Source organism: Cellulomonas sp. SG140, assembly GCF_025770785.1.
GTDB lineage: Bacteria > Actinomycetota > Actinomycetes > Actinomycetales > Cellulomonadaceae > Cellulomonas.
This window is the reverse complement of sequence record NZ_JANZLA010000008.1, coordinates 1-24883: the sequence shown is the minus strand read 5'-3', so window position 1 is coordinate 24883 and position 24883 is coordinate 1. Positions and strand designations below refer to the sequence as shown.

General features: G+C 75.4%; 17 protein-coding genes and 1 pseudogene. 9 read left to right on the top strand and 9 right to left on the bottom strand.

The window, feature by feature from the left end:
* Positions 1-17 precede the first annotated feature (17 nt).
* From N0B34_RS14270 to N0B34_RS14260, 3 genes are all read right to left on the bottom strand, one after another.
* The gene (locus tag N0B34_RS14270) at positions 18-1112 is read right to left on the bottom strand and encodes a sensor histidine kinase (RefSeq protein WP_263732082.1); all 1095 of its coding nucleotides are present in this window, start codon (positions 1110-1112) and stop codon (positions 18-20) included.
* A complete protein-coding gene (locus N0B34_RS14265) occupies positions 1109-1798 on the bottom strand; it encodes a response regulator transcription factor (RefSeq protein WP_263732081.1) in 690 nt (229 codons plus the stop codon). The genes N0B34_RS14270 and N0B34_RS14265 overlap by 4 nt, the downstream gene beginning before the upstream one ends.
* Before the next feature lie 112 nt (positions 1799-1910).
* Positions 1911-3059, bottom strand: a complete 1149-nt coding sequence (locus N0B34_RS14260; RefSeq protein ID WP_263732080.1) for a 12-oxophytodienoate reductase — start codon at positions 3057-3059, stop codon at positions 1911-1913.
* 238 nt (positions 3060-3297) lie between these two features.
* Here N0B34_RS14260 and N0B34_RS14255 point away from each other — a divergent pair, with 238 nt between their 5' ends.
* Positions 3298-4140 carry an NAD-dependent epimerase/dehydratase family protein gene (locus N0B34_RS14255; RefSeq protein WP_263732079.1) on the top strand — a complete coding sequence of 281 codons (843 nt, stop codon included), beginning with the start codon at positions 3298-3300 and terminating at the stop codon, positions 4138-4140.
* Between the two features lie 8 nt (positions 4141-4148).
* Here the strand turns inward: N0B34_RS14255 and N0B34_RS14250 are convergent, their stop codons facing one another.
* Together N0B34_RS14250 and N0B34_RS14245 are read right to left on the bottom strand one after the other, a co-directional pair.
* Positions 4149-4904, bottom strand: a complete 756-nt coding sequence (locus N0B34_RS14250; protein ID WP_263732078.1) for a rhomboid-like protein — start codon at positions 4902-4904, stop codon at positions 4149-4151.
* Complete coding sequence (locus N0B34_RS14245; protein ID WP_263732077.1) at positions 4898-5638, bottom strand: TetR/AcrR family transcriptional regulator; 741 nt, start codon at positions 5636-5638, stop codon at positions 4898-4900. The genes N0B34_RS14250 and N0B34_RS14245 overlap by 7 nt, the downstream gene beginning before the upstream one ends.
* A gap of 100 nt (positions 5639-5738) precedes the next feature.
* Between N0B34_RS14245 and N0B34_RS14240 the strand changes: the two genes are divergently transcribed.
* Together N0B34_RS14240 and N0B34_RS14235 are read left to right on the top strand one after the other, a co-directional pair.
* Complete coding sequence (locus N0B34_RS14240; RefSeq protein WP_263732076.1) at positions 5739-8621, top strand: MMPL family transporter; 2883 nt, start codon at positions 5739-5741, stop codon at positions 8619-8621.
* 1 nt (position 8622) lies between these two features.
* Positions 8623-11010 carry a hypothetical protein gene (locus N0B34_RS14235; protein ID WP_263732075.1) on the top strand — a complete coding sequence of 796 codons (2388 nt, stop codon included), beginning with the start codon at positions 8623-8625 and terminating at the stop codon, positions 11008-11010.
* Positions 11011-11138: 128 nt separating this feature from the next.
* On the opposite strand, the gene N0B34_RS14230 is transcribed toward N0B34_RS14235, so the two are convergent.
* On the bottom strand, positions 11139-12458 hold the full coding sequence (locus tag N0B34_RS14230; protein ID WP_263732074.1) for an MFS transporter: 1320 nt from the start codon (positions 12456-12458) through the stop codon (positions 11139-11141).
* A 354-nt stretch (positions 12459-12812) separates the two neighbouring features.
* Between N0B34_RS14230 and N0B34_RS14225 the strand changes: the two genes are divergently transcribed.
* Positions 12813-17384, top strand: coding sequence for a hypothetical protein (locus N0B34_RS14225; RefSeq protein WP_263732073.1), 4572 nt, complete (start codon positions 12813-12815; stop codon positions 17382-17384).
* A gap of 40 nt (positions 17385-17424) precedes the next feature.
* Positions 17425-17688 (top strand): hypothetical protein, encoded by a 264-nt coding sequence (locus N0B34_RS14220; protein WP_263732072.1) that lies wholly within the window; start codon positions 17425-17427, stop codon positions 17686-17688.
* Between the two features lie 30 nt (positions 17689-17718).
* Here the strand turns inward: N0B34_RS14220 and N0B34_RS14215 are convergent, their stop codons facing one another.
* Positions 17719-18402, bottom strand: coding sequence for an SAF domain-containing protein (locus N0B34_RS14215; protein ID WP_263732071.1), 684 nt, complete (start codon positions 18400-18402; stop codon positions 17719-17721).
* A 236-nt stretch (positions 18403-18638) separates the two neighbouring features.
* Complete coding sequence (locus N0B34_RS14210; RefSeq protein ID WP_263732070.1) at positions 18639-19034, bottom strand: FmdB family zinc ribbon protein; 396 nt, start codon at positions 19032-19034, stop codon at positions 18639-18641.
* 150 nt (positions 19035-19184) lie between these two features.
* Here N0B34_RS14210 and N0B34_RS14205 point away from each other — a divergent pair, with 150 nt between their 5' ends.
* The gene (locus tag N0B34_RS14205) at positions 19185-21752 is read left to right on the top strand and encodes a penicillin acylase family protein (protein ID WP_263732069.1); all 2568 of its coding nucleotides are present in this window, start codon (positions 19185-19187) and stop codon (positions 21750-21752) included.
* Here N0B34_RS14205 and N0B34_RS14200 read toward each other — a convergent pair.
* Positions 21730-22386 (bottom strand): 5-formyltetrahydrofolate cyclo-ligase, encoded by a 657-nt coding sequence (locus N0B34_RS14200; RefSeq protein ID WP_263732068.1) that lies wholly within the window; start codon positions 22384-22386, stop codon positions 21730-21732. The two genes, N0B34_RS14205 and N0B34_RS14200, sit on opposite strands and share 23 nt — an antisense overlap.
* 122 nt (positions 22387-22508) lie before the next feature.
* Between N0B34_RS14200 and glp the strand changes: the two genes are divergently transcribed.
* The 3 genes and pseudogenes from glp to N0B34_RS14185 all read left to right on the top strand — a co-directional run.
* Positions 22509-23747, top strand: a complete 1239-nt coding sequence (glp, locus tag N0B34_RS14195; RefSeq protein ID WP_263732067.1) for a gephyrin-like molybdotransferase Glp — start codon at positions 22509-22511, stop codon at positions 23745-23747.
* Positions 23747-24355, top strand: a complete 609-nt coding sequence (locus N0B34_RS14190; RefSeq protein ID WP_263732066.1) for a GNAT family N-acetyltransferase — start codon at positions 23747-23749, stop codon at positions 24353-24355. Before glp ends, N0B34_RS14190 begins: the two co-directional genes overlap by 1 nt.
* 138 nt (positions 24356-24493) lie before the next feature.
* Positions 24494-24883: pseudogene (locus N0B34_RS14185) on the top strand (hypothetical protein); the annotation flags it as partial.

Here is a 24883-nt window from a genome sequence, read left to right as displayed (position 1 = left end):
GCCGTCGGTGCGCGCCGTCAGCGCGCCAGCGGCAGCCGCAGCGTGAAGGTGGATCCCTGGCCGGGTCCGGGTGAGGACGCGACCAGGGATCCACCGTGCGCGTGCGCGATGCCGCGGGCGATGGTCAGGCCGATGCCGGTGCCGGGTCGCGCGACCGCGGGTCCCACCGGACCGGGTGCTCGGTAGAACCGCTCGAACACCCGCTCGAGGTCGCCCTCGGCCAGCCCGACGCCGGTGTCGCTGACCTCGATCACCGCCTCGTGGCCCTCCGGTCGCGCGAGCACCCGCACCTGCCCACCCGCTGGTGTGGCGGCCAGGGCGTTGCCCACCAGGTTGGTCACCACCTGGGCGATGCGGTCGCCGTCGCCGTCCACCAGCAGCGCCCAGCCGGCCGACTCGGTCTTCAGGTCCAGTCCGGCGTCGTGCAGCTGGGGGCGCAGCCGCTCGGCGGCTCCGATGGCGACCGCCGCCACGTCGACGCGGGCGACGCGCAGGCCGAGGCGGCCCTCCTCGGCCCGGGACAGCGCCCCGAGGTCCTCCGACAGGCGCCGCAGCCGGCGCAGCTCACCGGACAGCTCGGCGAACAGCTCCGGCTCGGGGGTGAACACGCCGTCCTGCAGCCCCTCGACGTACCCGTCCAGCACCGTCAGCGGCGTGCGCATCTCGTGGGCGACCTCACCCAGCAGGCGCATCCGGCGGGCCTCCGTCTCGGCCAGCCGCGCCGCCAGGGCGTTGACGTCGTTGGCCACCCGGGCCAGCTCCGCCTCGCGGGGTGGGGGCACCGGCTGGTCGTACCGGCCGGCGGCGATGCGGTGCGCGGCCGCGGACAGGTCGTCCAGCGGACGCAGCAGCCGCCACGACGACCACGCACCCGCGGCGATCGCCACCGCGAGCGCGACGACGACGCCGATGGCCAGGCCGTGGTTCGACGCACCGACCGCGAAGTCGCGCGACACGTGCGGGTCCCACGGCGGCATGCGGCCGGCCATCATGCCGACGCGGGCGTCGTACAGGTGTGGCGTCAGCACACGCGTGACCAGGTACGCCGTGACCGCTCCGGTGAGCGCGACGAGGGTGTGGCTCAGCAGCAGGCGGGTGGACAGGCGCCTCATGACGGCCTCCCGACGAACTTGTACCCGACGCCACGCACGGTGGCGATGAACCGTGGTGCGCTGACGTCGTCGGCCAGCAGCCGCCGCAGGCTGCGCACGTGCACGTCGACCACCCTCTCGTCGCCGTAGAAGTCGTCACCCCACACCCGTTCGAGCAGCTGCCGACGGGAGAAGACGCGGCCGGGGGAGCGGGCCAGCGCCCCGAGCAGGTCGAACTCGAGGGCCGACGGTGTCACCGGACGGTCGTCCACGGTGACCTCGCGGGCCGCGAGGTCCACGGTGAGGCGGTCGAAGCGGAGGCGCTCCGGGTCGGGTTCGTCGTCCCGCGCCCGTCGCAGGACGGCCTTGACCCGGGCCACCACCTCGCGGGGGCTGAACGGCTTGGTGACGTAGTCGTCGGCGCCGACGGCGAGACCGACCAGCGTGTCCGCCTCCTCGGCGCGGGCGGTGACCAGCACCACGCCGACGCCCGAGGTGGCACGGATGCGCCGCAGCACCTCGAGGCCGTCGACGTCGGGCAGCATCACGTCCAGCAGCACCACGTCGGGCCGGTCCCGGCGCAGCTCGGCCAGCGCGTCGGTCCCGGTCCCGGCCTCGACGACGGTGAACCCGTCCGCCTCGAGGTAGGCGCGCAGCACCCGGCGGATGCCCGCCTCGTCGTCCACCACCAGCACACGCCTGGCCACGTCGACCTCCGCACCGCGCCGGCCGCCGGGTACGGAGCGGTGCGGTGCTGCCGAGCATGCCGGGCATGGCGCCCGGTGACCAGGAAGCCCGGCTGTGAGCCCACTGCTGACGTCAGTCGAGGACGCCCTCCAGACCCTTCTCGTACGGCCGGATGTCGGCCGTACGGCCCGCACCGACCTTCTTCACCCAGTGCGCGTCGGCCAGTACCGCCCGGCCCAGGCCGACCAGGTCGAGCTCACCCCGCTCCAGCTCCTCGACCAGCGGCGCCAGGCTGAGGGTCTCCTGGCCCTCGGTCTCCGCCCCCATGAACGGTGCGGAGACGCCCACCGAGCCGAGGGCGATCACCGGCCGGCCGGTCAGCTCCTTGGTCCAGCCGGCGAGGGTGCGGTCCGACCCCTCGAAGGCCGGCAGCCAGTAGCGGCGGGTGGAGACGTGGAACAGGTCGACGCCCGCCTCCGTCAGCGGGACCAGCACCTGCGCCAGCTCGTCGGGCGTCGTCGCGATGCTCGCGTCGTAGTGCCCGCCCTTCCACTGCGAGAAGCGGAAGCTGACGGGGTACCCGGGGCCGACGGCGTCGCGGATCGCCGACACCACCTCGGCGGCGAGGCGGACCCGGTTGGCGGGCGACCCGCCGTAGGAGTCGGTGCGCTGGTTGGTCCGCTCCCACAGGAACTGGTCCAGCAGGTAGCCGTGGGCGCCGTGCACCTCGACGCCGTCGAACCCGACCGCCTTGGCGTCCGCTGCCGCGCGGGCGAACGCGTCGACGACGGCGGCGATGGTGGCGGCGCTCGCCGGCTCACCCACGGTGCGTCCGGCGGCGTCGATGCCCGAGGGGCTCACCACGGGCGCCGACGGCACCGGGTCGCAGCCCGCGCGGCGGGTGGCTCCGAGGTGCCACAGCTGGGGGAAGATGCGCGCGCCCTGCGCGTGCACGCCCTCGACGACGGCCCGCCACCCGGCCAGCGCGCGCTCGCCGTACAGGTGCGGCACGCGGGACGAGCTCCCGGCCGACGGCTCGTCGACGTAGGTGCCCTCGGTGACGATCAGGCCGAGCGACGCCGCGCGGCGGGCGTAGTACGCGGCGACGTCGGCGCCGGGCACGCCCTCGGGGGAGAACGCCCGGGTCATCGGCGCCATGACGAAGCGGTTGCGCAGCGTCAGCCCGGGGACCGGCTCGACCGGGGTGAACAGGGGTCCGGGGTCGACGCCGTCCAGCAGGGTGCTGACCAGGGCGGACGGGTGGGACTGCAGCTGGGTCACGAGAGGTCCTTCGGACTCGAGAGGCGCCGGTGGGCGGCGCAGGTCGTTCTGCCGCGGGTGCGGCCCGCGGGTGGTGCCGGCTGGGCGACGCTAGTCCACGTCCGGGGCGGATCTGCCGCACGCTGCCGTCGCAGGGTGTGAGGTGCGTCTCAGCTGCGCCCCGGCTGGGGTCGGGGACGGGTCGCGGTGCAGCCGGCTGCCCGGGCGGCCGTCGGCGGGCGGTGCTTGGATCGCAGCCGTGAGGATCACGGTGACAGGCGCATGGGGCAAGGCGGGACGCGCGGTGGTGGCGGACCTGCTCGAGCACGGCTACGAGGTGGTGGCCACCGACCTGACGGGGGTGGCGGGTGAGAACGACGAGCTGGGCACCGACCTGGTGGTCGCCGACCTGACCGACTACGGCCAGGCGGTCGAGGTGCTGGCGGGCTCGGACGCCGTCGTCCACCTGGGCAACATCCCGGCACCGGGCCGCGCCACCGGGCCGGAGACGCTCAACCGGAACACGGCGGCCAACTCCAACGTGTTCCTCGCGGCGGCCCGCCTCGGGCTGAGCAAGGTGGTGTGGGCGTCGAGCGAGACGACCCTCGGCCTGCCGTTCGACGTCCCGCCGCGGTACGCACCGGTCGACGAGGCGCACTTCCCCGTTCCGACCAGCACGTACGCCCTCTCGAAGGTGCTCGGGGAGCAGACCGCAGAGCACGTGTCGGCGTGGTCCGGCATCCCCTTCGTCGGGCTGCGGCTGTCCAACATCCACCGTCCCGAGGACTACGCGCGGGTGCCGGGGTACTGGAGCGACCTGGGTTCCCGCCGCTGGAACCTGTGGGGCTACGTGGACGTGCGGGACGTCGCCGCCGCCTGCCGCCTGGGGATCGAGCGGCCGACCAGCGGATCGCAGAACGTGATCATCGCGGCGGCCGACACGATCATGAACACCCCCTCGGCCGAGCTGATGGCGGCCGTGTTCCCCGAGGTGCCGCTGACCCGCCCGCTGGAGGGGTTCGAGACGCTCCTGGCGATCGGCGCGGCCCGGGACCTGCTGGGCTACGTCCCCGCGCACTCGTGGCGGGACCACGTGGGCTGACGGGTCGGTCAGTCGGTCGGGCCGCCGGCCGGCACGGCGTCCTCCAGCACCAGCCGCTCGTCGACCAGCGAGTCGGCCACCAGCTCGTCGAGCGGCGGCTCCGCCTCGGCCGTCGGGTCCACCGCCGCGGGGGCGAGGCGGTAGGCGGCCAGCCCGGTCAGCAGGGCCACCAGGTGACCCAGGTCGGTGAACGTCACGGGCGGGTGCCCGGGCGCCCAGAACGGGGACGTGAAGTCGGCCAGCGCCACCGTGACGTAGAGCGCCTGCCAGCGGGGCGGGAACCGGTGCGCCAGGATCCCGAGGGCCCCGGCCATCGCGTAGCTGACCCCGTAGTCGAGCACCACCTCGGCGCTGGCCGGCGCCAGCCCGTGCGCCACCTGCAGCGCCACCACGCCCTGGCTGATCAGCGTGCCGACCACGTGGGCGCCGAACAGCACCGCGAACCAGCGGGCGGTGCCGAGCCAGCGCTCGACCGTCCAGCTGACGCTCCCCAGCACCAGCAGCAGCCACCACACCGCGTGGCCGTCCCACAGCGCGGAGTCGACCAGGACGCGCACGGGCTGGTGCGCCAGGTTGGTCAGGTTGGTCGAGGCGGCCAGCAGCCGGTCTCCCAGCTGCTGCTCGCTCAGCTCCTCGCCGAGCACGCCCGTGACCACCAGGGCCGTGAGCCACAGCAGGGTCCCGGGTGCGCGGAGCAGGCCGCCGAGCACGGTGCCGACGGTCGGGGGCTGGGCGGCGAGCCGGGCCCGCAGGGTGCTCAGCACGTGGCGTCGGCGCGCACGGGGACGTCCGTCGCAGCCGGGTGCAGGTCGGTTCGGCGGCCGGGGCCGCCGTCGGCCGCGGCCACGGGCCGGGTCAGGGCCAGCACCAGCCGCACCATCGTGTCGCGCGCCTCCGGCTCCTCGTGCAGGGAGCGGCCCGCGCGGATCGCGCGCTGCAGCATGTCCTGGTAGAGGTCGCCCAGCAGCCGGACGGCCACACCGTCGGGCAGCACGAAGCGCCGCCCGGCCAGGTCGAGCGCGCGCCCGACGATGGCGAGGAGCGAGGTCTCGAACGCCTCCTCGTGCGCCGCGAACACCCCGGCGACCTCCGGGTCGCGCAGCGACATCAACCGGAACTCGTGGTCGATCAGGCACCACGTCCGGTCGTCCAGCGGTCCGGTGAAGAAGTCCAGCATCAGGTCGCCCAGGCCGGCCTCGTCGATCGGGCCGGTCACCGCCTCGAGCCGCGGCCGGAGCCGGTCGACCTTCAGGGCGAGCGCGGCGAGCTGCAGGCTGTGCTGGCGCTCCATCAGGGCGGCGAACAGCTCCTCCTTCGTCGTGAAGTTGGAGTAGAAGGCGCCGCGCGTGAACCCGGCGCGCTCGCAGACCTCCTCGACGGTGCTGGCGTGCACGCCCTGCTCGGCGAACACCTCGTAGGCAGCGTCGAGCAGCCGGTCGCGCGTGCGCTGCCGGCGGGGGGTCAGCAGGACGTCGGCGGGGGTCGAGATGGGGGTCACCTCCAGCGGGCGTTTGGCGTGCAGCCAGTCTATCGAATACGTTGGTGTATCGGATACACCGGCGTATCGATCCCTGCTCACCCGTCTCCCAGGAGCCGTCGTGTCCTCGTTGCTCTACCGGCTCGGCCGCTGGTCGTTCGGCGCCCGTGTGCGCGTGGTCCTGGCCTGGCTCGCGATCCTCCTGCTGGCGCTGGGCGGCGCGAAGCTGCTGTCGAAGGGCACCGACAACACCTTCTCCATCCCCGGTACCGAGTCCGGCACCGCCATGGACGCGCTGAAGCACACGTTCCCGCAGGTGAGCGGCTCGACGGCGCGTCTGGTGGTCGTCGCGCCGCCCGGCGTGACGGTGCGGGACGACGCCGTGCGCAAGCCCGTCGAGGACGCGGTGACCACGCTCAAGACCATCAGCCAGGTCTCCGCCGTCAGCGACCCGTTCGGCACCCAGGTGACCGGCGGCGTGTCCGACGACGGGTCCGCCGCGGTGGTCACCGTGCAGATGGACGGCCAGAGCATCACCATCACGGACGCCACGCGCTCGGCGCTGATCGCCGAGGAGAGCGCGCTGCGCGCGGCACTGCCGGCCGGTTCGACGGCCGAGCTCGGCGGCGACATCTTCTCGGTGCGACTGCCCACCGTCAGCTCCACCGAGGCGCTCGGCGTGCTGGTGGCGCTCGGGGTGCTGGTGGTCACCTTCGGCTCGTTCCTCGCCGCAGGTATGCCGCTGGTGACGGCACTGCTGGGCGTCGGGATCTCGACGCTCGGCATCTCGATCGCGACGCGGTTCGCGACCATCTCCTCGACCACCCCGATGCTGGCGCTGATGCTCGGCCTGGCCGTCGGCATCGACTATGCGCTGTTCATCGTGTCCCGGCACCAGTCGCAGCTGCGCGCCGGCATCGAGCCGCGCGAGTCCGTGGCGCGAGCGCTCGCCACAGCCGGGTCCGCCGTGGTGTTCGCCGGGCTGACGGTGATGATCGCGCTGGTGGGGCTCGCCGTGGCGGGCATCCCGTTCCTCACCGTGATGGGGGTCGCGGCGGCCGTCGCCGTCGGGCTCGCGGTGCTGATCGCGCTGACGCTGACTCCGGCGCTGCTCGGGTTCGCCGGCGACCGCGTGCGGCCCGGGTACCGGCGGGAGCGGCGGGCGGCGCGGCGTGCGGCCAGGGCCGGCGCGACGACTGCTGCGGCGACGACGGACGCGGCGACCGGCGACGGGACGACGGCGGACGGTGCGGCCCACGCCGCGACCACCGAGCAGCTCGTCGCCACCCAGCAGCCCGGCGCCACCGCGCACCTGGCGGGCGAGCAGGTGCACCAGAACCGCTTCTTCCTCGGCTGGGTGCGGGCCGTCACCCGCTTCCCCGTGGTCACCATCGTGCTGGTCGTCCTCGGCCTCGGCGCCGTCGCGCTGCCCGCCCTCGACCTGCGCCTCGCCCTGCCGGACGCCGGCACGCAGCCCAAGGACTCCCGCGGCCGCATCACCTACGACCTGCTGGCGGAGCACTTCGGGCCCGGCTACAACGGCCCGCTGATCGTCACCGGGACCATCGTGGGGTCCACCGACCCGCTGGGGCTGATGGCGAACCTGAAGGAGGAGATCGAGGCGCTGCCCGGCGTGGCGTCCGTCCCGCTCGCCACCCCGAACCAGGACGCGACCACGGGCATCGTCCAGGTGGTCCCCACCGGTGGGCCTGACTCGCAGGCGACCAAGGACCTGGTGGCGGCGATCCGCGCCAAGCACGGCTACTTCCAGCGGACGTACGGGGTGGACCTGTCCGTCACCGGCGTGACGGCGGTGCAGATCGACATCTCCGACCGGCTGGGCCGCGCGCTGCTGCCCTTCGGCCTCCTGGTGGTCGGCCTGTCGTTCGTGCTGCTCACCATGGTGTTCCGGTCGCTGTGGGTGCCGCTGAAGGCGACGGCGGGGTACCTGCTGTCCGTGGTGGCCGCGTTCGGCGTGGTCGCGATGGTGTTCGAGAAGGGCTGGGGCGCGAGCCTGCTCGGCCTGGACCGGACGATGCCCGTCATCAGCTTCATGCCGATCGTGCTGATGGGCGTGCTGTTCGGCCTGGCGATGGACTACGAGGTGTTCCTCGTCTCCCGGATGCGGGAGGACTACGTGCACGGTGGGGACGCGCGGGCCGCCGTGCGCAGCGGGTTCACCGCCTCGGCCGTGGTGGTCACCGCCGCCGCGACCATCATGTTCTCGGTGTTCGCCGCCTTCGTCCCCGAGGGCGACGTCAACATCAAGCCGATCGCGCTCGGCCTGGCAGCCGGGGTGTTCGTCGACGCCTTCGTGGTCCGCATGACCCTGGTCCCCGCGGTGCTCCAGCTGCTCGGCGACCGGGCCTGGCACATGCCGCGCTGGCTCGACCGGGTGCTGCCGAGCTTCGACGTCGAGGGCGAGGGGCTCGCCTCGGAGCTCGCGCTGGCCCAGTGGCCGGAGCCGGGTGCCGACGACGCGGTGGCGGCCGCCGGGCTGCGCCTGGACCGGCCGGACGGGTGGCCGCTGTACGACGGCGTCTCCGTGCGACTCGCCACCGGCGGTGCGCTCGTCGTCGCCGGGCCGCACCGCAGCGGACGCACCGCCCTGCTGCTCACCATCGCCGGCCGTGCGCACGCCGACGCCGGGACGCTGAAGGTGGCCGGTCTGGTCGCGCCGGTGCGGGCCCGGGACATCCGTCGCGCCGTCGCGTTCGCCCGGCTGGCGCGCGCGACCGACCCGGTGGACGAGCTGCGCCAGGCGTTCGCGGCCCGCACGCCGATCGTCGCGATCGACGACCTCGACGCCGTCGGCGACCCGGTGCTCCGCAGGGCGGTGCACGACGAGCTGGCGTCCGAGCTGCGCACCGCCGCCGCGGAGGGCCGCCCGCTGTCCCTCGTCGTCAGCGCGCAGACGGTCGACGCCGTCGGCGGGCTGCTGCCGATGCCGCCCACCGCGACGGTCACGCTGGCCGCCGCCCCCGAGCTTGCGAAGGTGCTCTGAGATGTCCAACCCCCTCGACGCCCTGCTGCGGCCGGAGCGCGCCCGGACCAGCGGCCGCGCCACCTGGTTCACCGTGCTCGGCCTGGTGCTGGTGCCGCTGACCATCGGCGGGCTGCTGACCTGGGCGCTGTGGCAGCCCACCCAGCGGCTCAACCGCGTGCAGGCTGCGGTGGTCAACCTCGACACGCCCGTGACGGTCAAGGGTCAGACGGTGCCGCTCGGCCGGCAGCTCGCCGCCGGGCTCGTCACGTCCGCCGGGGCGGCTGACGCGTCGTCGTCCGGGGCCACGGCCACCCCGTCTCCGACCGCTGCACCCTCGGGTGAGGCGACGCCCGCGCCGAGCGCCTCGGCCACGCCGGGCGCCGCAGTCAAGAACGTCTCCGGCTCCGACTCCTCGGGCAACTTCACCTGGGTGGTCACCAACGCGGACGACGCCGCCGCCGGGCTCGCCGACGGCCGGTTCGCGACCGTGGTCACCATCCCGTCGAACTTCTCCGCAGCAGCCACGTCGACCGCGGACGCCGCCCACGCCCAGCGGGCGACCATCGACATCAAGGTGAGCGACCGGTCCAAGATCGCCGACTCCGCCGTCGCGCAGGCGGTCACGGGGACGGCCGTGCGGGTGCTCGGTCAGCAGCTGACCACGGCGTACCTGCAGAACGTGCTGGTCGGGTTCAGCACGTTGCACGACAAGCTGGGCGAGGCGTCGGACGGCGCCACCAAGCTGGCGACGGGTGCGCAGAGCCTGTCCACCGGCGCGCAGCAGCTGGCGACCGGCGCCGGCCAGGTGGGCACCGGTGCGCAGTCGCTCGCCTCCGGCACCGCGCAGCTGGCGACGGGGATCGGCGCGCTGCAGAGCGGTGCCGGCTCGCTGTCCGGTGGTGCCGCCTCGCTGGCGTCCGGGGTGCGGCAGGTGTCGAGCGGGGCGTCGTCGCTCGCCTCGGGGCTGGACCAGCTCGCGGCGCAGACGTCGTCCGCAGCCGCGACGGCCAAGGCCGCGGTGCCGGGTGCCCAGGCGTTCGCGTCGGGGCTGCAGCAGCTGTCCGACGGGGTCAACGCACCGACCGGGCTCGCGGCCGGGACCTCCTCCGTGGCGTCCGGGGCCGGGCAGCTCAGCACCGGCCTGTCGACGTTCCTCGGAGGTGTCGACCAGCTCGCGCAGGCCTGCTCGGCGGGCGTGCCGGGCACGTGCCAGCAGCTGCTCCAGACGATCGCAGCCCAGCGCGTCAGCACGGCGCCCCCCGCGGGCCAGACGCCGTCGCTGGTCTACTCCGCGGCGGCCCTCGCCTCGGGTGCGGCGGGGCTCGACGCCGCCGTGAACACCGGGGTCGACGGTCAGCCCGCGCTGAAGACCAGCGTCCAGCAGCTGGCCGTAGGCGGTGCGCAGCTCGCGGACGGCGCGGGGGAGTCCGCCAGCGGTCTGCAGACGATCGCCGGCTACCTCCAGCAGTCCGCGTCCGGCGCGCACCAGCTCGCGTCGGGTGCCGCGCAGGCCGCGTCCGGTGCGTCGTCCCTGGCCAGCGGCGCGTCACAGCTCTCCGTCGGCGCGGGCAAGGCCGCCGGAGCCGCCGGCCAGATGTCGTCGGGCGCGAGCGCCCTCGCCTCGGGGGCGCAGCAGGTGTCCTCGGGTGCGGGACAGCTGGGCTCGGGCGCCGGGAGCCTCGGCACCGGCGCCAGCAGCCTCGCCACCGGCCTCGGTCAGGCGGCGTCGCAGCTGCCCACCCAGACGACCGACCAGGCCAAGGCGCTGGCCGACATCGTGGCCGACCCCGTGTCGACCAGCGGTGCCAGCACCGAGCTGTTCGGCTCGAGCATCGTCCCGTTCCTCCTCGCAGTGGCCCTGTGGCTCGGCGGGCTCGCCACGTTCCTGGTGCTCGGCGCGTGGCCGGCGCGGGCGCTCGGCTCCACCCGTTCGTCGCTGGCGCTGGCGCTGCGCGCCTTCGCCCCGGGGGCGCTGATCGGCGTGGTGCAGGGCGTCCTGCTGACCGTCGCGATGGCCGGTGCGCTGCACCTGTCGCCCGGCCGCTGGGTCGCGCTCGGAGGCGTCGCCGCACTGGCCGGTGTCGCGTTCGCCGCGGTGAACCAGGGTCTGGTGGCGCTGCTGCGCGGCGTCGGTCGGTTCGCCTCCGTGGTGATCGCCGTGGTCGCGCTGGCCACCGTCGTGGTGTCCACCGTGCCGGCCGTGCTCCAGTCCCTGTTCGGGCTGCTGCCGCCGGCACCGGCGCTCTCGGCGATGCAGGCGGTGACCACCGGGTCGGGCAGCATCGCCGGACCCGTGGCGCTGCTGGTCGTGTGGACGGCCGTCGGCATCGGCCTCACGGTGTCCGCGATCGCACGGCACCGCGTGGTGCCGGCCGGTCAGCTGGCGCGCTGGGCGCGCGCGGCCTGACCGGACGGTCGGGCTCGCCGGACGCGGCGACCCGGGGCGGCGCCCCGCCCGCTCGGTCGCGCGTCGGCGCGCGCTCCCTCGACCTGTCGGCTCGGCCGCGCGTCGGGGCGCGTCCTCAGCCGGCGGGTTCAGCCGCGCCGGTCCCGGCGTCGGCGGTCCCACGCCTCGCGCAGCGGCGGCACCACCACGCCGCGAGCCGCCATCTCCGCGCGCGTTCGCGTGCGGGTGACCAGGACCCCGATCAGCGAGACCGCCCACGGGACGGCGACCAGCGCGAGGCCGGCGCGGTAGTCGCCGAGGGTGTAGTGGCCGCCGGGGTTGCGCGCGTCGAGCACGATGCCGACGCCGAGCATCACCAGCACGCCGGCGATGAAGCCGCCCGCGTTGGCCAGGCCCTGCGCGCTCCCGAGGCGCTCCGGCGGGTTGGAGGTGGCGGCGAAGTCCAGGCCGATCACCGAGGCGGGGCCGCCCAGGGAGATCAGGACGACGAAGGCCACCAGCACGGCGAAGGGCCGTGGCGTGCTCGGCACCAGCACCAGCAGCCAGCCGGCGGCGACGCCGCCCGCGACGACGAGCACGGCCCACGACCGCCGCAGGGGGTGTCGCGCGGTGAACTCGCCGATCAGCGGCCCGGCGACGATGGCGACCAGCACGTTCAGCGCCAGCATCGAGCTCGCCTGCGTCGGGGTCAGCCCCTGTCCCTGCACCAGGAACGGGTACCCCCACATCAGGCCGAACACGTTGATGCTGAAACCGCCGAGCATGTGCGACCAGAAGCCCAGCCAGGTGCCGTGGGCGCGCAGCGTCGGGACCAGCCCGGCAGCGGCCCCGGCCCGGCCTGCGGGAGCCGTCGTGCCGGCCGGCCGGTCCCGGACGCCGAGCACCGCGGCGACGACGCCGACCCCGCCCAGGGCGGCGAGCGCCCCGAACGCCGGCTCCCAGCCGTAGCGGTGCAGCAGGAAGGCGAACGGGACGGCGGAGACGATCTGACCGAGCTGGCCGACGATGCCCGTCAGCTGGGTGAGCAGCGGCACGAGCCGCCGGGGGAACCACGCGGCGACCAGCCGGACGGCCGAGACGAAGATCATCGCGTCGCCCGCACCGATCAGCACCCGGGCACCCAGCGCCGTGGACACCCCGTGGCTCAGCGTCATGCCGAGCTGGCCGACGGCCATGGTCACCGCACCGGTGGTGAGCAGCGCGCGGGGTCCGAACCGGTCGAGCGCGATGCCGACCGGCACCTGCGCGGCCGCGTAGACGCTGAGCTGGATCACCACGAAGAGCGACAGCACCGTGGCGGCCACGCCGAAGCGGCTCTGCGCCGCGAGCCCCGCGACGCCGAACGACGAGCGGTGCGCCACCGCCACCACGTAGACCAGCAGACCGGCCGACCAGACGAGCCACGCGCGGCCCCTGCCGACGGAGGACCTGGCACCTGCAGCTGGCACGGACCCGGCCACGACCCACCCTCGTCTCGGAACGCGCCATCGTACCCAGCCGTCCGCGCCGTCCCTCGGCGAGGACGTGCGACCGAACGATCCGGATGCATGGACCTCACCCGCACTGGACATTTGACCAACTGCCTCCCGGGGGCGCACACTCGACCCTGACGGTGCGCATCGCCTGCCCCCTGCGCGGTGCGCACCGTCTCTCACGTCCGGAGAGCGGGACGGGCCCGGCAGCCCGTCCCGCTCTCCGCGTCTCCGGACCTCTCCGGGCCTGGAGCTCTCACCCGCTGCGGGGCCCGCACGCGGTCGGCGTGCCACCGCAGCGGGCCGCAGGCGCCGGGCTACCGTGCCAGCGTGACCGTTCCCGCGCGCACCCCCGGCACGGGCGCCGTTCCCGTCACCGGGCGGCCCGACGCAACCGACGGCTCCGCGGAGCCCTCGGTGGCCCTGGTCGCACCCCCGTCGCCCACCGAGCTGGTCGAGGGGGCCGTCGCGACGTGGCGCGCGGCACTGGTGGACTCCGCGGGCGGCTCGACGCTGGTGGACGTCGAGGAGCTCGGCGACGCGGCGCTGGACCTGTCCGCCGCGCACCCCTCCGGGATGGCCCAGCTGTTCGCCGGACGCCCGACGCGGCTGTCCAACCTGGTGCGCGAGGGTGCCGCCCTCACCGTCGCACGCCGCCGTGCCAGGGCGGTCAGCGCCCGCGCCTCCGTCTACGGCCAGCACTACGGCATCGCCGCCACGTCGCTCGCCATCGGCATCGCCACCTGGACCGAGCGTTCGGCGCGCGACGTCGCGAACGACGACGTGGCCGCGCTCGCCGCCGTCACCCGTCGCATCCCGGTCGCCGAGCGCACCGGTGGTACCCGGCCGTCGACCGCCGAGCCGGCCGAGGCGGCGACCACCGAACCGCCACGCCCGCGCGTGGTGCGCGCGCCCGTGCTGCTCCGGCCCGTGACGCTGACGGCCCGCGGCGCTGGCGAGGCGGACTACGAGCTCACCCTCGAGCCGACGGTCGACGTCAACCCGGTGCTCGCCCGGGCGCTGCGAGCCCGCGGCGCCCTGCTCGACCCGAGCGCCGTCGCACGCGGCACGTTCGCCAACGGCGGGTTCGACCCTCGGGGCGCCCTGCACCGGCTGACGTCGCTCGGTGAGGCGGTGCTCGAGGGGTTCACGCTGACCGAGCGCGTGGTGGTCGGCACGTTCGTGCACCCCGGCCAGGTGCTGGTCGACGACCTCGACGCGCTGGCCGGCACGCTCGACCGGCACGAGCTGGTGGCGGCGCTCGCGGGGGTGGACGAGGACGCGGCCCGGCTGCAGCGGCCGTTGCCGGCGCAGGTGCCGGGGGACCGGGACCCGCAGCTGGACCGCGGCGTGGGCGACCTCGACCCCGACCAGCAGCACGTGCTCGACGTCGTCGCCACCGGCGCCCACCTCTTCGTCGACGCCCCCGCGGGCGCCGACGTGACCGGCACCGTGGCGGCGCTGGTCGCCGACGCCGCCGCCACCGGCCGCAGCGTGCTGTACGTCCCCGGTCACCGCCGTGCGGCGGCCGCCCTGGGTCAGCGGCTGGCCGAGGTCGGTGCCGGCGACCTCCTGCTGGACGTGGCCCCCGAGGCCGGCTGGCGCACCTCCGTCGCGCACCGGCTGCTCGCCGCCATGACTCTCGAGCCACCGGTGGTCGACGGTGCGGCGGCACGGGAGCTGTCCGACGCGCTCGTCGAGCACAGGGAGGCGCTGCGCGGGTACGTCCGTGGCCTGCACGCGCCCCGCCAGCCGTGGGGCGTCTCCGCGTACGACGCGCTGCAGCACCTCGCCCGGCTGACGTCCAGCCGGCCGGCGCCGCGCACCACGGTCCGCCTGGCACCCGAGGTCGCGCGCCTCCTGGACCCCGACGCCCGGGCGGCGAGCGGCAGCGCGCTGGCGCGTGCCGCCGAGCTCGGAGCGTTCACCCTGCGGCCGGGCGACACCCCCTGGTTCGGCGCCGACGTGCGTACGCCCGCCGACGCGCAGGTGGTGCTGCACCGGCTGGACCGCCTGCTGGACGGCACGCTGCCGGGAGTGCTGGAGCGCGCCGGGCAGGTCGCCGCCGAGACCGGGCTGACCCCGCCGGCGACCCTGGGTGCGTGGGGCGAGCAGCTGCGGATGCTCGACGAGGTCCGCGCCGCGCTCGACGTGTTCCAGCCGCTGGTGTTCGAGCGCACCGCCGCTGACCTGGTCGCCGCGACCGCCACCAAGCAGTGGCGCGAGGAGCGCGGCATCGAGATGGGCTACTGGCTGCGCCGTCGCCTGCGGAAGCAGGCCAAGGACATGCTGCGGCCCGGGCGTCCGGTGGCGGACCTGCACGCCGAGCTGATCGCCGTGCAGCGTCGCCGCGAGCTGTGGCAGACGCACTGCCCCGCCGGTGGGTGGCCGCGCCTGCCCGACGGTCTGGAGCTGGTCGAGGAGGAGTACGCCGCGGTCCGGGCCGACCTGGACGCGCTCGAGCGGGTGCTGGCGGGGACGCCGACCGGCGGGGGACTGCTCGACCTGCCCATCTCCGCCCTGGTGGAGCGCCTCGGCCGGCTGCGGGCGACCTCGGATGCGCTCGACAGCCTGCCCGAACGGGCCTCGCTGCTCGCAGGCCTGCGGGGTGCCGGTCTCGGCGAGCTGGTGGACGACCTGTCGGCCCGCCGGGTCAGCCCGGAGCTCGCGCCGACGGAGCTCGACCTGGCGTGGTGGAGCACCGTCTTCGAGCAGATCCTGGCCGCCGACCCGGCACTCGCCGGGTACGACGGCGCCACCCTCGGTGCGCTGTCCGCCCGGTACGCCGAGCTGGATCGTGCGCACGTCGCCGCGCTCGCGGCACCCGTCCGCGCGGCCGTCGTCGGCCAGATGAGCGCGGCGCTGCGCAGCTACCGCGACCAGGCCGAGGCGCTGTTCGGCGAGCTCGTCGAGGACCGGCTGACCTCGCTGCGGGACGCCGTAGTGCGGTTCCCGGACGTCGCCCGGCGGCTGCGGCCGGTGCTGGCGGCGAGCCCGATGCTGGTCCCGCAGGTGCTGCCGCCCACCCGCACCGTCGACCTGGTGGTGCTGGACGCCGTCGGGCACCTGCCGGTCGAGGCGACTCTCGCGGCGATCGGGCGTGGGCGTCAGGTGGTCGTCGTCGGCGACGCGCGGTGCGCCTCCGGGAGCGCCCTGCGCGAGCTGTCCCACGTGCTGCCGTCCGTCGCCCTGCGCGCCGACGCCAGCCGCCGCGACCCCTGGCTCACGGCGTTCCTCGCCGGCCACGGCTACGCCGGAGTGCTGAGCCCGACGCCGCTGCCGGACGCGACGCCGCTGGTCGGCCTGCGGCTGGTGGACGGGACGGCGCTGCCGGACGTCGAGTCGGGCATCGTCGACTCCACGCCGGAGGAGGTGCAGGCCGTCGTCGAGCTCGTCGTCGAGCACGCGCTGAGCCGGCCGGAGGAGTCGCTGGCGGTGGTGACCGTGACGCCGCGGCACGCGGACGCCATCCGTGACGTGGTGATGTCCGAGGCGCGGGACAACCCGGCGCTCGCGGCCTTCTTCGGCTCGTCGCGGCCGGAACCGTTCGTGGTGGTCGACCTGGCGAACGTCGCTGGTCTGCGCCGCGAGGCGGTGATCCTGTCCGTCGGCCTGGGCCGCACGCCGCACCGGCGGGTGCTGCACTCGTTCGGCGCCGTCAGCGCCCCGGGTGGCGACGGGCTGCTGCTCGATGCCCTGGGCTCGGGCCGCCACCGGCTCACCGTCGTGTCCTGCTTCGCCGCCGCCGACCTGGACCCTGAGCGGGTCCGTGGCGCCGGACCGCACCTGCTCGCCGACCTGCTGGCGTTCGCGGACGCGCGCGGTCGGCGGGAGGCGGACCCGCTGGTGCCGTTCGGTGGCACGCCGGTCGGGGACGACGAGGGCGCGCCGGCGGTGGCCGACGACGAGAAGCACGGCACCGCGGACGACGACGGACCGACGGGCTCCGAGCCCGGCGCGGCTGATGCCGGCAAGAGCGGTGCGGCGGACGGGGCGTCCGGCGATGCCGACCGGCTGGTGCTGGACCTGGCCGAGCGGCTGTGGCGGCACGGCCTGGTGGTGGAGGTGGACCACGGGCTGCCCGGTGGTGTCCGGCTGCCGCTGGCCGTCGGCCACCCGGCCGTGCCGGACCGCCTGCTGGTCGCCGTGCTGACGGACGACGAGGCCTACGTCGACGAGCCGAGCGTGCGCGTCCGTGACCGGTTGGTGCCCGAGCGGCTCGAACGCCTCGGCTGGTCGGTGCTGCGGGTGTGGTCCGCGGCCGCCTTCCTCGACCCGCAGGCCGAGGTGGACCGGATCCGTCGCGCCGTGCACGCCGCGCTGCCGGTCCAGGAGCAGCTGCCCACGTCCCCGCGGGTCGTGCCGGCCGTGCGTGACCAGGACGACGAGCCCGTGGAGCTCGCACCGGCGCCGAGCGCACCCGTCAGCACGCCCGTCCCGACGCCCGTCGCGACGCCCGCAACCGGCAGGGGCGACGCAGCGCACGACGCAGCGGACCAGGCGCCGGCAGCGCCCGCGGTTCCGGAGGCTGCCGAGCCGGCGGCGGCCGAGCGGACCCCGGCCATCGAGCTTCCGCAGCCCTTCAGCCCGGACGGCACCGCACCGCGTACGGCGCCCGTCCGGGTCAGGACCGGTGTGCTGCACGCCGTGCCGGTAGCGACCCCGGTGCAGCTGGCGCTCGCCGTACCGAGCCGGCCGCGGCCGGACATCCGGCGCGGGCTGCCGATCGGCGCCTACAGCGACGACGAGCTGGACGAGCTGGTCGACTGGCTGCGCTCCGACGGTCAGGAGCGGAGCCGTGACGAGCTCGGTGACGCCCTGCGGGCCGAGCTGGGCATCACCCGGCGCAACCACCGGATCGACACGGCGGTGCGTGCCGCGGTGACCCGCGCTCTGAGCTGACCGGCACGGCCGCCGTCACGGCGGGTGGGATCATCGACGGGTGGAGCAGCGACGACGGACGGGCGGCCGCCGTGCCGTGCGCCCCGCCGGGACCGTCGGTGGTGACGAGCGGTGGCTGAGGTCCACCGTCCCGGCGCCGGTGGTGGCGTCGCCGGCTGCCCCGCCGGATCGGTCTGCTGCGGAGGCGGCGGCGGAACCGGCCATCCCGCGGAGGTCGCTCGACGACAGCGATCTCGGTTGGGGTGACCGCGCGGACGACTCCAACGACGAGCGGCTGCAGCAGAACCGCCCCCCGCACTGGTAGGCCGCGTCACCGCGTCACCGCGTCACCGCGTCACGGCACCACGACGGCGGACAGGTCGGCGGTCCCGGCCGCGCCGGCCAGCGCGGCTGCCTCCTCCGGCTGGACGGCGAGCATCAGCGGTGCCGACGCCGATGCCTCACCGGAACCGCCGAGCAACCCCGAGCCGTGGTCCTGAGCTGCGGGCGCCGGGAGGACGAGCGCGCCTCTCGCCACCGCGCTGCCCGGGCCGGCCTGCGCGGAGGCGGCCAGCACGTCGACCCGGTCGCCGGGCTGCAGCAGCGCCGCGACGGCACCGTCTGCGAGGCGGACGGCAGCCACCACGGTGCCCGGTGGACCGGTCAACCGACCGCCCGTCAGCACCCCGGGGACCAGCGGCAGGCCGGCCGGCAGCGGTACGGCGGTGCGCTGACCGACCACCGAGGCGTGCCCGGCGGCCCGGGCACCCGCCACCGCGGTGTCCGGGGGGACCGCCGCCGTCCGCACGTCGGCATCCGTCAGGACGGTGCCGGCAGGTACGTCGTGCGCCGCGACCAGCACGTCGACGGTGGCCGGTGGCTCAGGGCGGAGCTGCCCGACCGCCACCGCCGCCGCGAGACCGAGCGTCACCGCGGCGAACGGGACACGTGCTCGCCACAGCAGGATGCGCACGCGCCGGCGCCAGGGCGGCCGGCGGACGGTCAGTGCGGGCGGCGGTGGCAGGACCCGACGGAGCACGCGGTGACGCTAGGCAGAGCGGGTCACGGTGCGGTGCGCAGGCGGCCGCCCTGCGACGGTGGCGGGGACCAGGTGGGCTGTGGGCGGCCCGGCTCGGGGTGCTCCGTGCTGGGTCGGCCTGGGGGTGGTCCGTCGGTACGGCCGTCGTGCCGCCGGTCGGGACGTGGCGTCGCCGGTCAGGCCGTCGTCCCGCCGGCCAGGCCGTCGTCCCGCCCGTCAGGCCGTGCGGCCGAGGGTCACGCCGAGGCGGCCTTCGCCGTGCTCGACGTGCTGGACGTGCCGGTCGTCGACGCGGTCGACGGCGAGGCGCCGCCCGTCGAACCACCGCTCGACGTCGTCGACGTGCCCGCCGAGGAGGAGCCGCTGCTGGAGCCCGAAGCGGCCGAAGCGGCGCTGCCACCGGCGGACGCCCCGGCGCTCACCGGCTCCTTCGTCGTGCGCCCGCCCTTGCCGCCCGCCCGCGCGTCGTTGCGGTAGAAGCCGGAACCCTTGAACACCACGCCGACCGGCGAGAACACCTTGCGCAGCTTCCCGGAGCACTCCGGGCACACGGTGAGGGCCTCGTCGCTGAACGACTGGTGGATGTCGAAGGCGTGGCCGCAGGCGGTGCAGGTGTAGGCGTAGGTGGGCACTGGCTCGTCTCCCGGGGTCGAGGTCCCGATGGGAATGCGTCACCGACGGTCTCGATGACACCCAGCAGAGCGCAGATCTGGCACTCCGCATTCCCGAGTGCCAGATTCTACCCCGGGTCGCCGAGCACGCCCGCGGGCTAACCTGCCCACGTGGCCCGTCCCCGAGTCGTCCGCACGGCACTCGTGACCGTCGCGGCGATCGTCGTGCTGGTGCTCGTGGCCGTGGTGGTCGGCGGGGTCGTGGTGCTGCGCCGGCCGCTGCCCACGTCGTCGGGCACGCTGCCGCTGCCCGGGCTGACCAGGCCGGTCACCGTCACGCGGGACGCGCGGGGCGTGCCGACCATCACCGCCACCAGTGCGACGGACCTGTTCCGGGCGCAGGGCTTCGTCGCGGCGCAGGACCGGTTCTTCCAGATGGACTACCGCCGGCACGTCACGGCAGGGCGGCTGTCGGAGCTGGTCGGCGCGGACGCGCGTGCGCTCGAGGCCGACAAGGTGGTGCGGACGCTCGGGTGGCACCGTGTCGCCGAGCAGGAGTGGGGCCTGCTGGACGCGACCACCCAGTCGTACCTGACTGCGTACGCGGAGGGGGTGAACGCCTACCTCGCCACGCGGGACCCGGGTTCGATCGCCGTCGAGTACACGGTGCTGGGGTTGCGGGTCCAGGTGGCGCAGCCGGAGCCGTGGCAGCCGGTGGACTCGCTCGCCTGGCTCAAGGCGATGGCGTGGGACCTGCGCAGCAACTACGAGGACGAGCTCGGACGGGCCCGGGCCTACCGCACCATCGGCGACGTCGGGAAGGTGGACGAGCTCTTCCCGCCGTACCCGCAGCAGCTGAACGCCCCGATCCTGCCCTCGGGCGGCGATGCGACGGTGGTCCCCACGGCGGCACGCGCGCAGCTGCCGCTCGGCGACGGTCAGGCGCAGGACGCGTTCGCCGCGGCGGACCGGGCGCTGACGGCGGTCCCCGTGCTGCTCGGCACGGGGGCGGCCACCGGCTCCAACTCCTGGGCCGTGTCCGGTGCGCACACCGCGTCCGGCAAGCCGATCCTGGCCAACGACCCGCACCTGGAGCTGACCGCGCCGGGCATCTGGTCCCAGGTGGGCCTGCGCTGCCAGCAGGTGACCACCCAGTGCCCGTTCGACGTCTCCGGGTTCGGATTCGCCGGGATGCCGGGCGTGGTGATCGGTCACGACGCCAAGCTGGCCTGGGGCCTGACCAACATGGGCGCGGACGTGACCGACCTGTTCCTCGAGCGCATCGACGACCGCTCGGGCACCCAGCTGGTGAACGGTGCGCAGGTGCCGCTGCAGGTGCGGCACGAGACGATCCGGGTCAACGGCGGCGGCGACGTGGACCTCGTCGTCCGCACGACGACGCACGGCCCGATCATCTCCGACGTGCTCGACCTGTCCGGCGCCACCTCGGCGCCGACGCCCGACCGGTCGACCTCCGCGTTCCAGGTGTCGCTCGGCTGGACCGCCAGCACACCGGGCCGGACGGCGGAGGCGATCTTCCGCCTCGACGCCGCCGCCACCGCCGCCGACGTCGCCGCAGCCGCGGCGCTGTTCGACGTGCCGGCGCAGAACATCGTCTTCGCCACCACCGACGGGCACATCGGCTACCAGGCGCCGGGTCGGATCCCCATCCGGGAGACGGTGCCCGGCAACGTGCCGTCCGACGGCTCCTGGCCGCGCCCGGGCTGGGACAGCGCCTACGACTGGCAGGGCTGGGTGCCGTCCGCGCAGCTGCCGCACGTGCTCGACCCGCCCGAGGGCTTCGTCGTCGCGGCCAACCAGGCGGTGCTGCCGCAGGGCACCGGTCCGTTCCTGACCGCCGACTACGACATGGGCTACCGCTCGCAGCGCATCCGCACGCTGCTGACCCAGCAGATCGCCGCCGGAAAGAAGATCGACGTCGCCTCGACACAGGCCGTGCAGGACGACACGCACAGCCCGATGGCCGACGTGCTGCTGCCTGCGCTGCTCAAGGTCGACCTCGGCTCGGGCTTCGAGGCCGACGGCCAGCGCCTGCTGCGCACCTGGGACGGCTCGATGTCCTCGGACTCGGCCGCCGCTGCGTACTTCGCCGCCGTCTGGAACAACGTGCTGCGCCTCACCTTCGCGGACGACCTGCCCGACCACGACGCGCCGACCAACGACTCCCGGTGGATCGAGGTGATGCGGCACGTCGTCGACGCCCCCGACTCGCCGTGGTGGGACGACCGCTCCACCCTCGGGGTCGTCGAGGGGCGTGACGGGGTGCTGCGCAACGCGATGATCGCCGCGCGGCAGCAGCTGACCGCGCAGCTGGGGGTGCGGGCCGACGAGTGGCGCTGGGGGCTGCTGCACCAGGTGCGGCTGGAGCACCCGCTGCTCGGCGGGTCCGGTCAGCCAGGGGTGCTGCGCGGAGCGGTCAACCCCGCCGCGCAGCAGGTCGGCGGTGGCTCGTCGTCGGTCGACGCGACCGGCTGGGACCCGTCGACCGGGGGGTTCGCCGTCACCGCCGGCCCGTCGATGCGCATGGTGGTCGACCTGGCGGACCTGGACTCCTCGACGTGGGTCGACCTGACCGGCACGTCAGGACATCCGGCCAGCCCGCACTACGCCGACCAGCTGTCGGCCTGGGCCGCCGGTCGGCAGTTCCCGTGGCCGTTCTCCCCGGCCGCCACGCAGGCGGACGCGAGGTCCCGGCTCACGCTGCAGCCGTCGGCCTGACGAACCAGCGGGCGCCCGTCGGCGTCGCGACCCCGTCCACCCGACGGTCGTGCGGTGCGCGGGGGATCGGCTCGACGTCCGCGTCGTGCACCTCGTCGGCGTAGGTCAGCGCGATGACGGCGGCGTCCGGGCGCGCGTGCGCCAGCGCCCTGTCGTACCAGCCGCCGCCCTGGCCCAGCCGGTTGCCGTCGGTGTCCACCGCGAGCGCCGGCACCAGCACCACGTCGGCCTCGGCGAGCGCCTGCGCGCCGAGGGACGGACCGCTCGGCTCCGGCGGCCGTCCGGGCGCCCGCTCCAGCAGGTCGTCGGCACCGGCGTAGTCCGCCCAGTCGCGCTGCAGGCCCGTGCCGAGCACGGGCAGCAGCACCCGGACGCCCCGCTGCTCCAGCAGCTCGAGCAGCGGCCCGGTGCTGGGCTCGCCCGGCCGCGCGGCGTACAGCGAGACGCAGCGAGCGGCGTCGACCGCCGGGATGGCGACCACCACCTCGGCCAGCGCACGGGCGTCCTCGTCACGGCGCCGGGCCGACCGCTGCGCGCGCGCGGTGCGGATCCGCAGCCGCCAGCGCTCCTTGAGCTGTTCGATCTCGTCCTCGTCCTCCGGCACGTGCAGTCCGGGCGAGGCGGCGTTGCTCATGACGACAGTGTCCCAAACCTGCGGCCGGACGGGTGACACCGCGCGGCGTCCCGGTCGCTGATCACCCGCCGGCCCGGTGGCGGGCGCCGGGCCGGCGTCGGACGCGGGGCAGAATGCCCCGCATGAGATCGGTCCAGGACCAGCTGGCTGCCGTGATGTCCGCGGTGGGACCGGTCGCCCCGCTCGACGTGGTGCTGCACGACGCGATGGGCGCCATCCTCGCGGAGGACGTCGCGGCGACGCTGTCCGTACCGCCCGTGGCGGTGGCGGCGCTCGACGGGTACGCGGTGGCGGCCGCGGACGTGGCGCCCGGCGGGTCGGCGCTGCCCGTGGCGGTGGACCTGCGGGCGGCCTCCGTGCCGGGGCTGCGGCACGTGCAGGGGCAGGCGGTGCGGGTCGCGTCCGGCGCGCCGCTGCCGTGGGGGGCCGATGCGGTGGTGCCGGTGGAGGCGTCCGACCGCGGCACCGCGACCGTGCAGCTGGCGGGCGGGGTGCGGCCCGGTCAGCACGTGCGGCTGACGGGGGCCGATGTGCCGGCCGGCGAGGTGGTGCTACGGGCGGGCACGCGGCTCGGCGCCCGGCAGCTGGCGCTCGCGGCGGCGATGGGACGCGGCCGGCTCCGGGTGCACCCCACGCCACGCGTGGTGCTGCTGGCGGTGGGGGACGAGCTGGTCGAGCCGCCGACCAAGGGGCCGGCACCGACGGCGGCCGGGGACGGCCGCGTGTTCGAGGCCGACGGGCACGGGCTGGAGGCCGCCGTGCGGGACGCCGGCGCGCACGCCGTCCGCGTCGGGGTGCTGCCGGACGACCGCGCGCTGCTGCGCGAGGCGCTCGAGGACCAGCTGGTCCGTGCCGACCTGGTGCTGATCGCCGGAGGGCTGTCCGAGCTGGTGCACGACCCGGTGAAGGACGTGCTGGCCACGCTCGGCGGCGTCCGGCTGGACCACGTGGCCATGACGCCGGGCGCGCGGCACGCCTTCGGCTCGGTCGGCGGTGAGCTGGGACGCGACCGGTCGATCCCGTTGTTCGCGCTGCCCGGTCACCCCGTGGCGGCGCAGGTGGCGTTCGAGGTGTTCGTCCGGCCGGCCCTGCGGCAGATGGCGGGGCACACCGAGGTGTTCCGGCCGTCGGTCGCCGCCGCCGTCGACACGGGGTGGACGTCGCCCCCCGGGCTGCGCCAGTTCGTGCCGGCGACCGTGCTCGGCGCCCCGGAGGAGGGGTACCGTGCCACGCCGCTAGGTGATCCGGCGGCTCCGTCGATCCTCGGTCTCGCGCAGGCGAACGCCCTGGCCGTGGTGCCGGAGGCGGACGTCGTCGTGCACCGCGGACAGGTGGTGCACTGCATGGTCCTGGAGGGTTGATGGCACCGGGGTGGCCGGCCGTGCTGACCGAGGGCGACGTGCGGCTGCGGCCGATGCGGCGTTCCGACCAGCGGGCGTGGATGAACCTGCGCGCGGTGAACGCCGGCTGGCTCGAGCCGTGGGACGCGACCAGCCCCGTGCCGGTCCAGGGGCCACGGCCGACGTTCGGGCAGTTCGTCCGGTCGCTGTCCGCACAGGCGCGGGAGGGGTCGGCGCTGCCGTTCGCGGTCGACTACGCCGGTGAGCTGGTGGGGCAGCTGACCGTGTCGTCGATCATCTACGGCTCCTTGCGGTCGGCCGCCATCGGGTACTGGGTGTCCGAGCACGTCGCCGGCCGGGGGATCACGCCGACCGCGGTCGCGCTCGCGACCGACCACTGCTTCAACGAGCTGGGCCTGCACCGGGTCGAGGTGAACATCCGTCCGGAGAACGGGCCGTCGCTGCGCGTGGTGGAGAAGCTGGGCCTGCGCGACGAGGGTCTGCGGAAGCGGTACCTGCACATCCGCGGCTCGTGGGCGGACCATCGGACCTTCGCGCTCACGGTGGAGGAGGTGCCCGACGGCCTGCTCGGCCGCTGGCGCCGGTACCAGGCGGCGCACCCGCGCTGACCTCGATCGCCGGAGCTCGGGTGGTGCGGCGGGATGGACGTCCCGGTGCGGTCCCCGGTACCGCCGTCGTGCTCGCTGCGCCGCCGACACGCCGCCCGCGTGCCCGGCCCTCACGCGAGGGCCCCCTACCGTCTAGACGTGAACGATCTCGCAGGCCCGGTGGCGCTCGCGCTGGTGGGTCTGTGGGTGGCGTACCTGGTGCCGGGCAAGCTGCGGCACCGTCAGCAGCTGCTCGAGTCGCGGGTGGACGACCGGTACTCCGAGGCGCTCCGCGTGGTCGCGGTGACCGCCGGGGACGCGGGTGCCGACGACCGCAGGTCGACCCGGGTGCTGCGCACCGCGCGGGCGTCTGCACCAGGCACCGGGCACGCAGGCACGACGGGGTTGCTGACCCCGGGCAAGGGCACCCCGGCGCTGGTCGCCGGCGCAGGGACTGGAGGCAGCACCGTGGACCGACCGCACGCCACGCCGGAGCGCACCACCGCCGACGCCGCCCGCCGCGCCGCCCAGGCGCGCGCCGCGAGGACC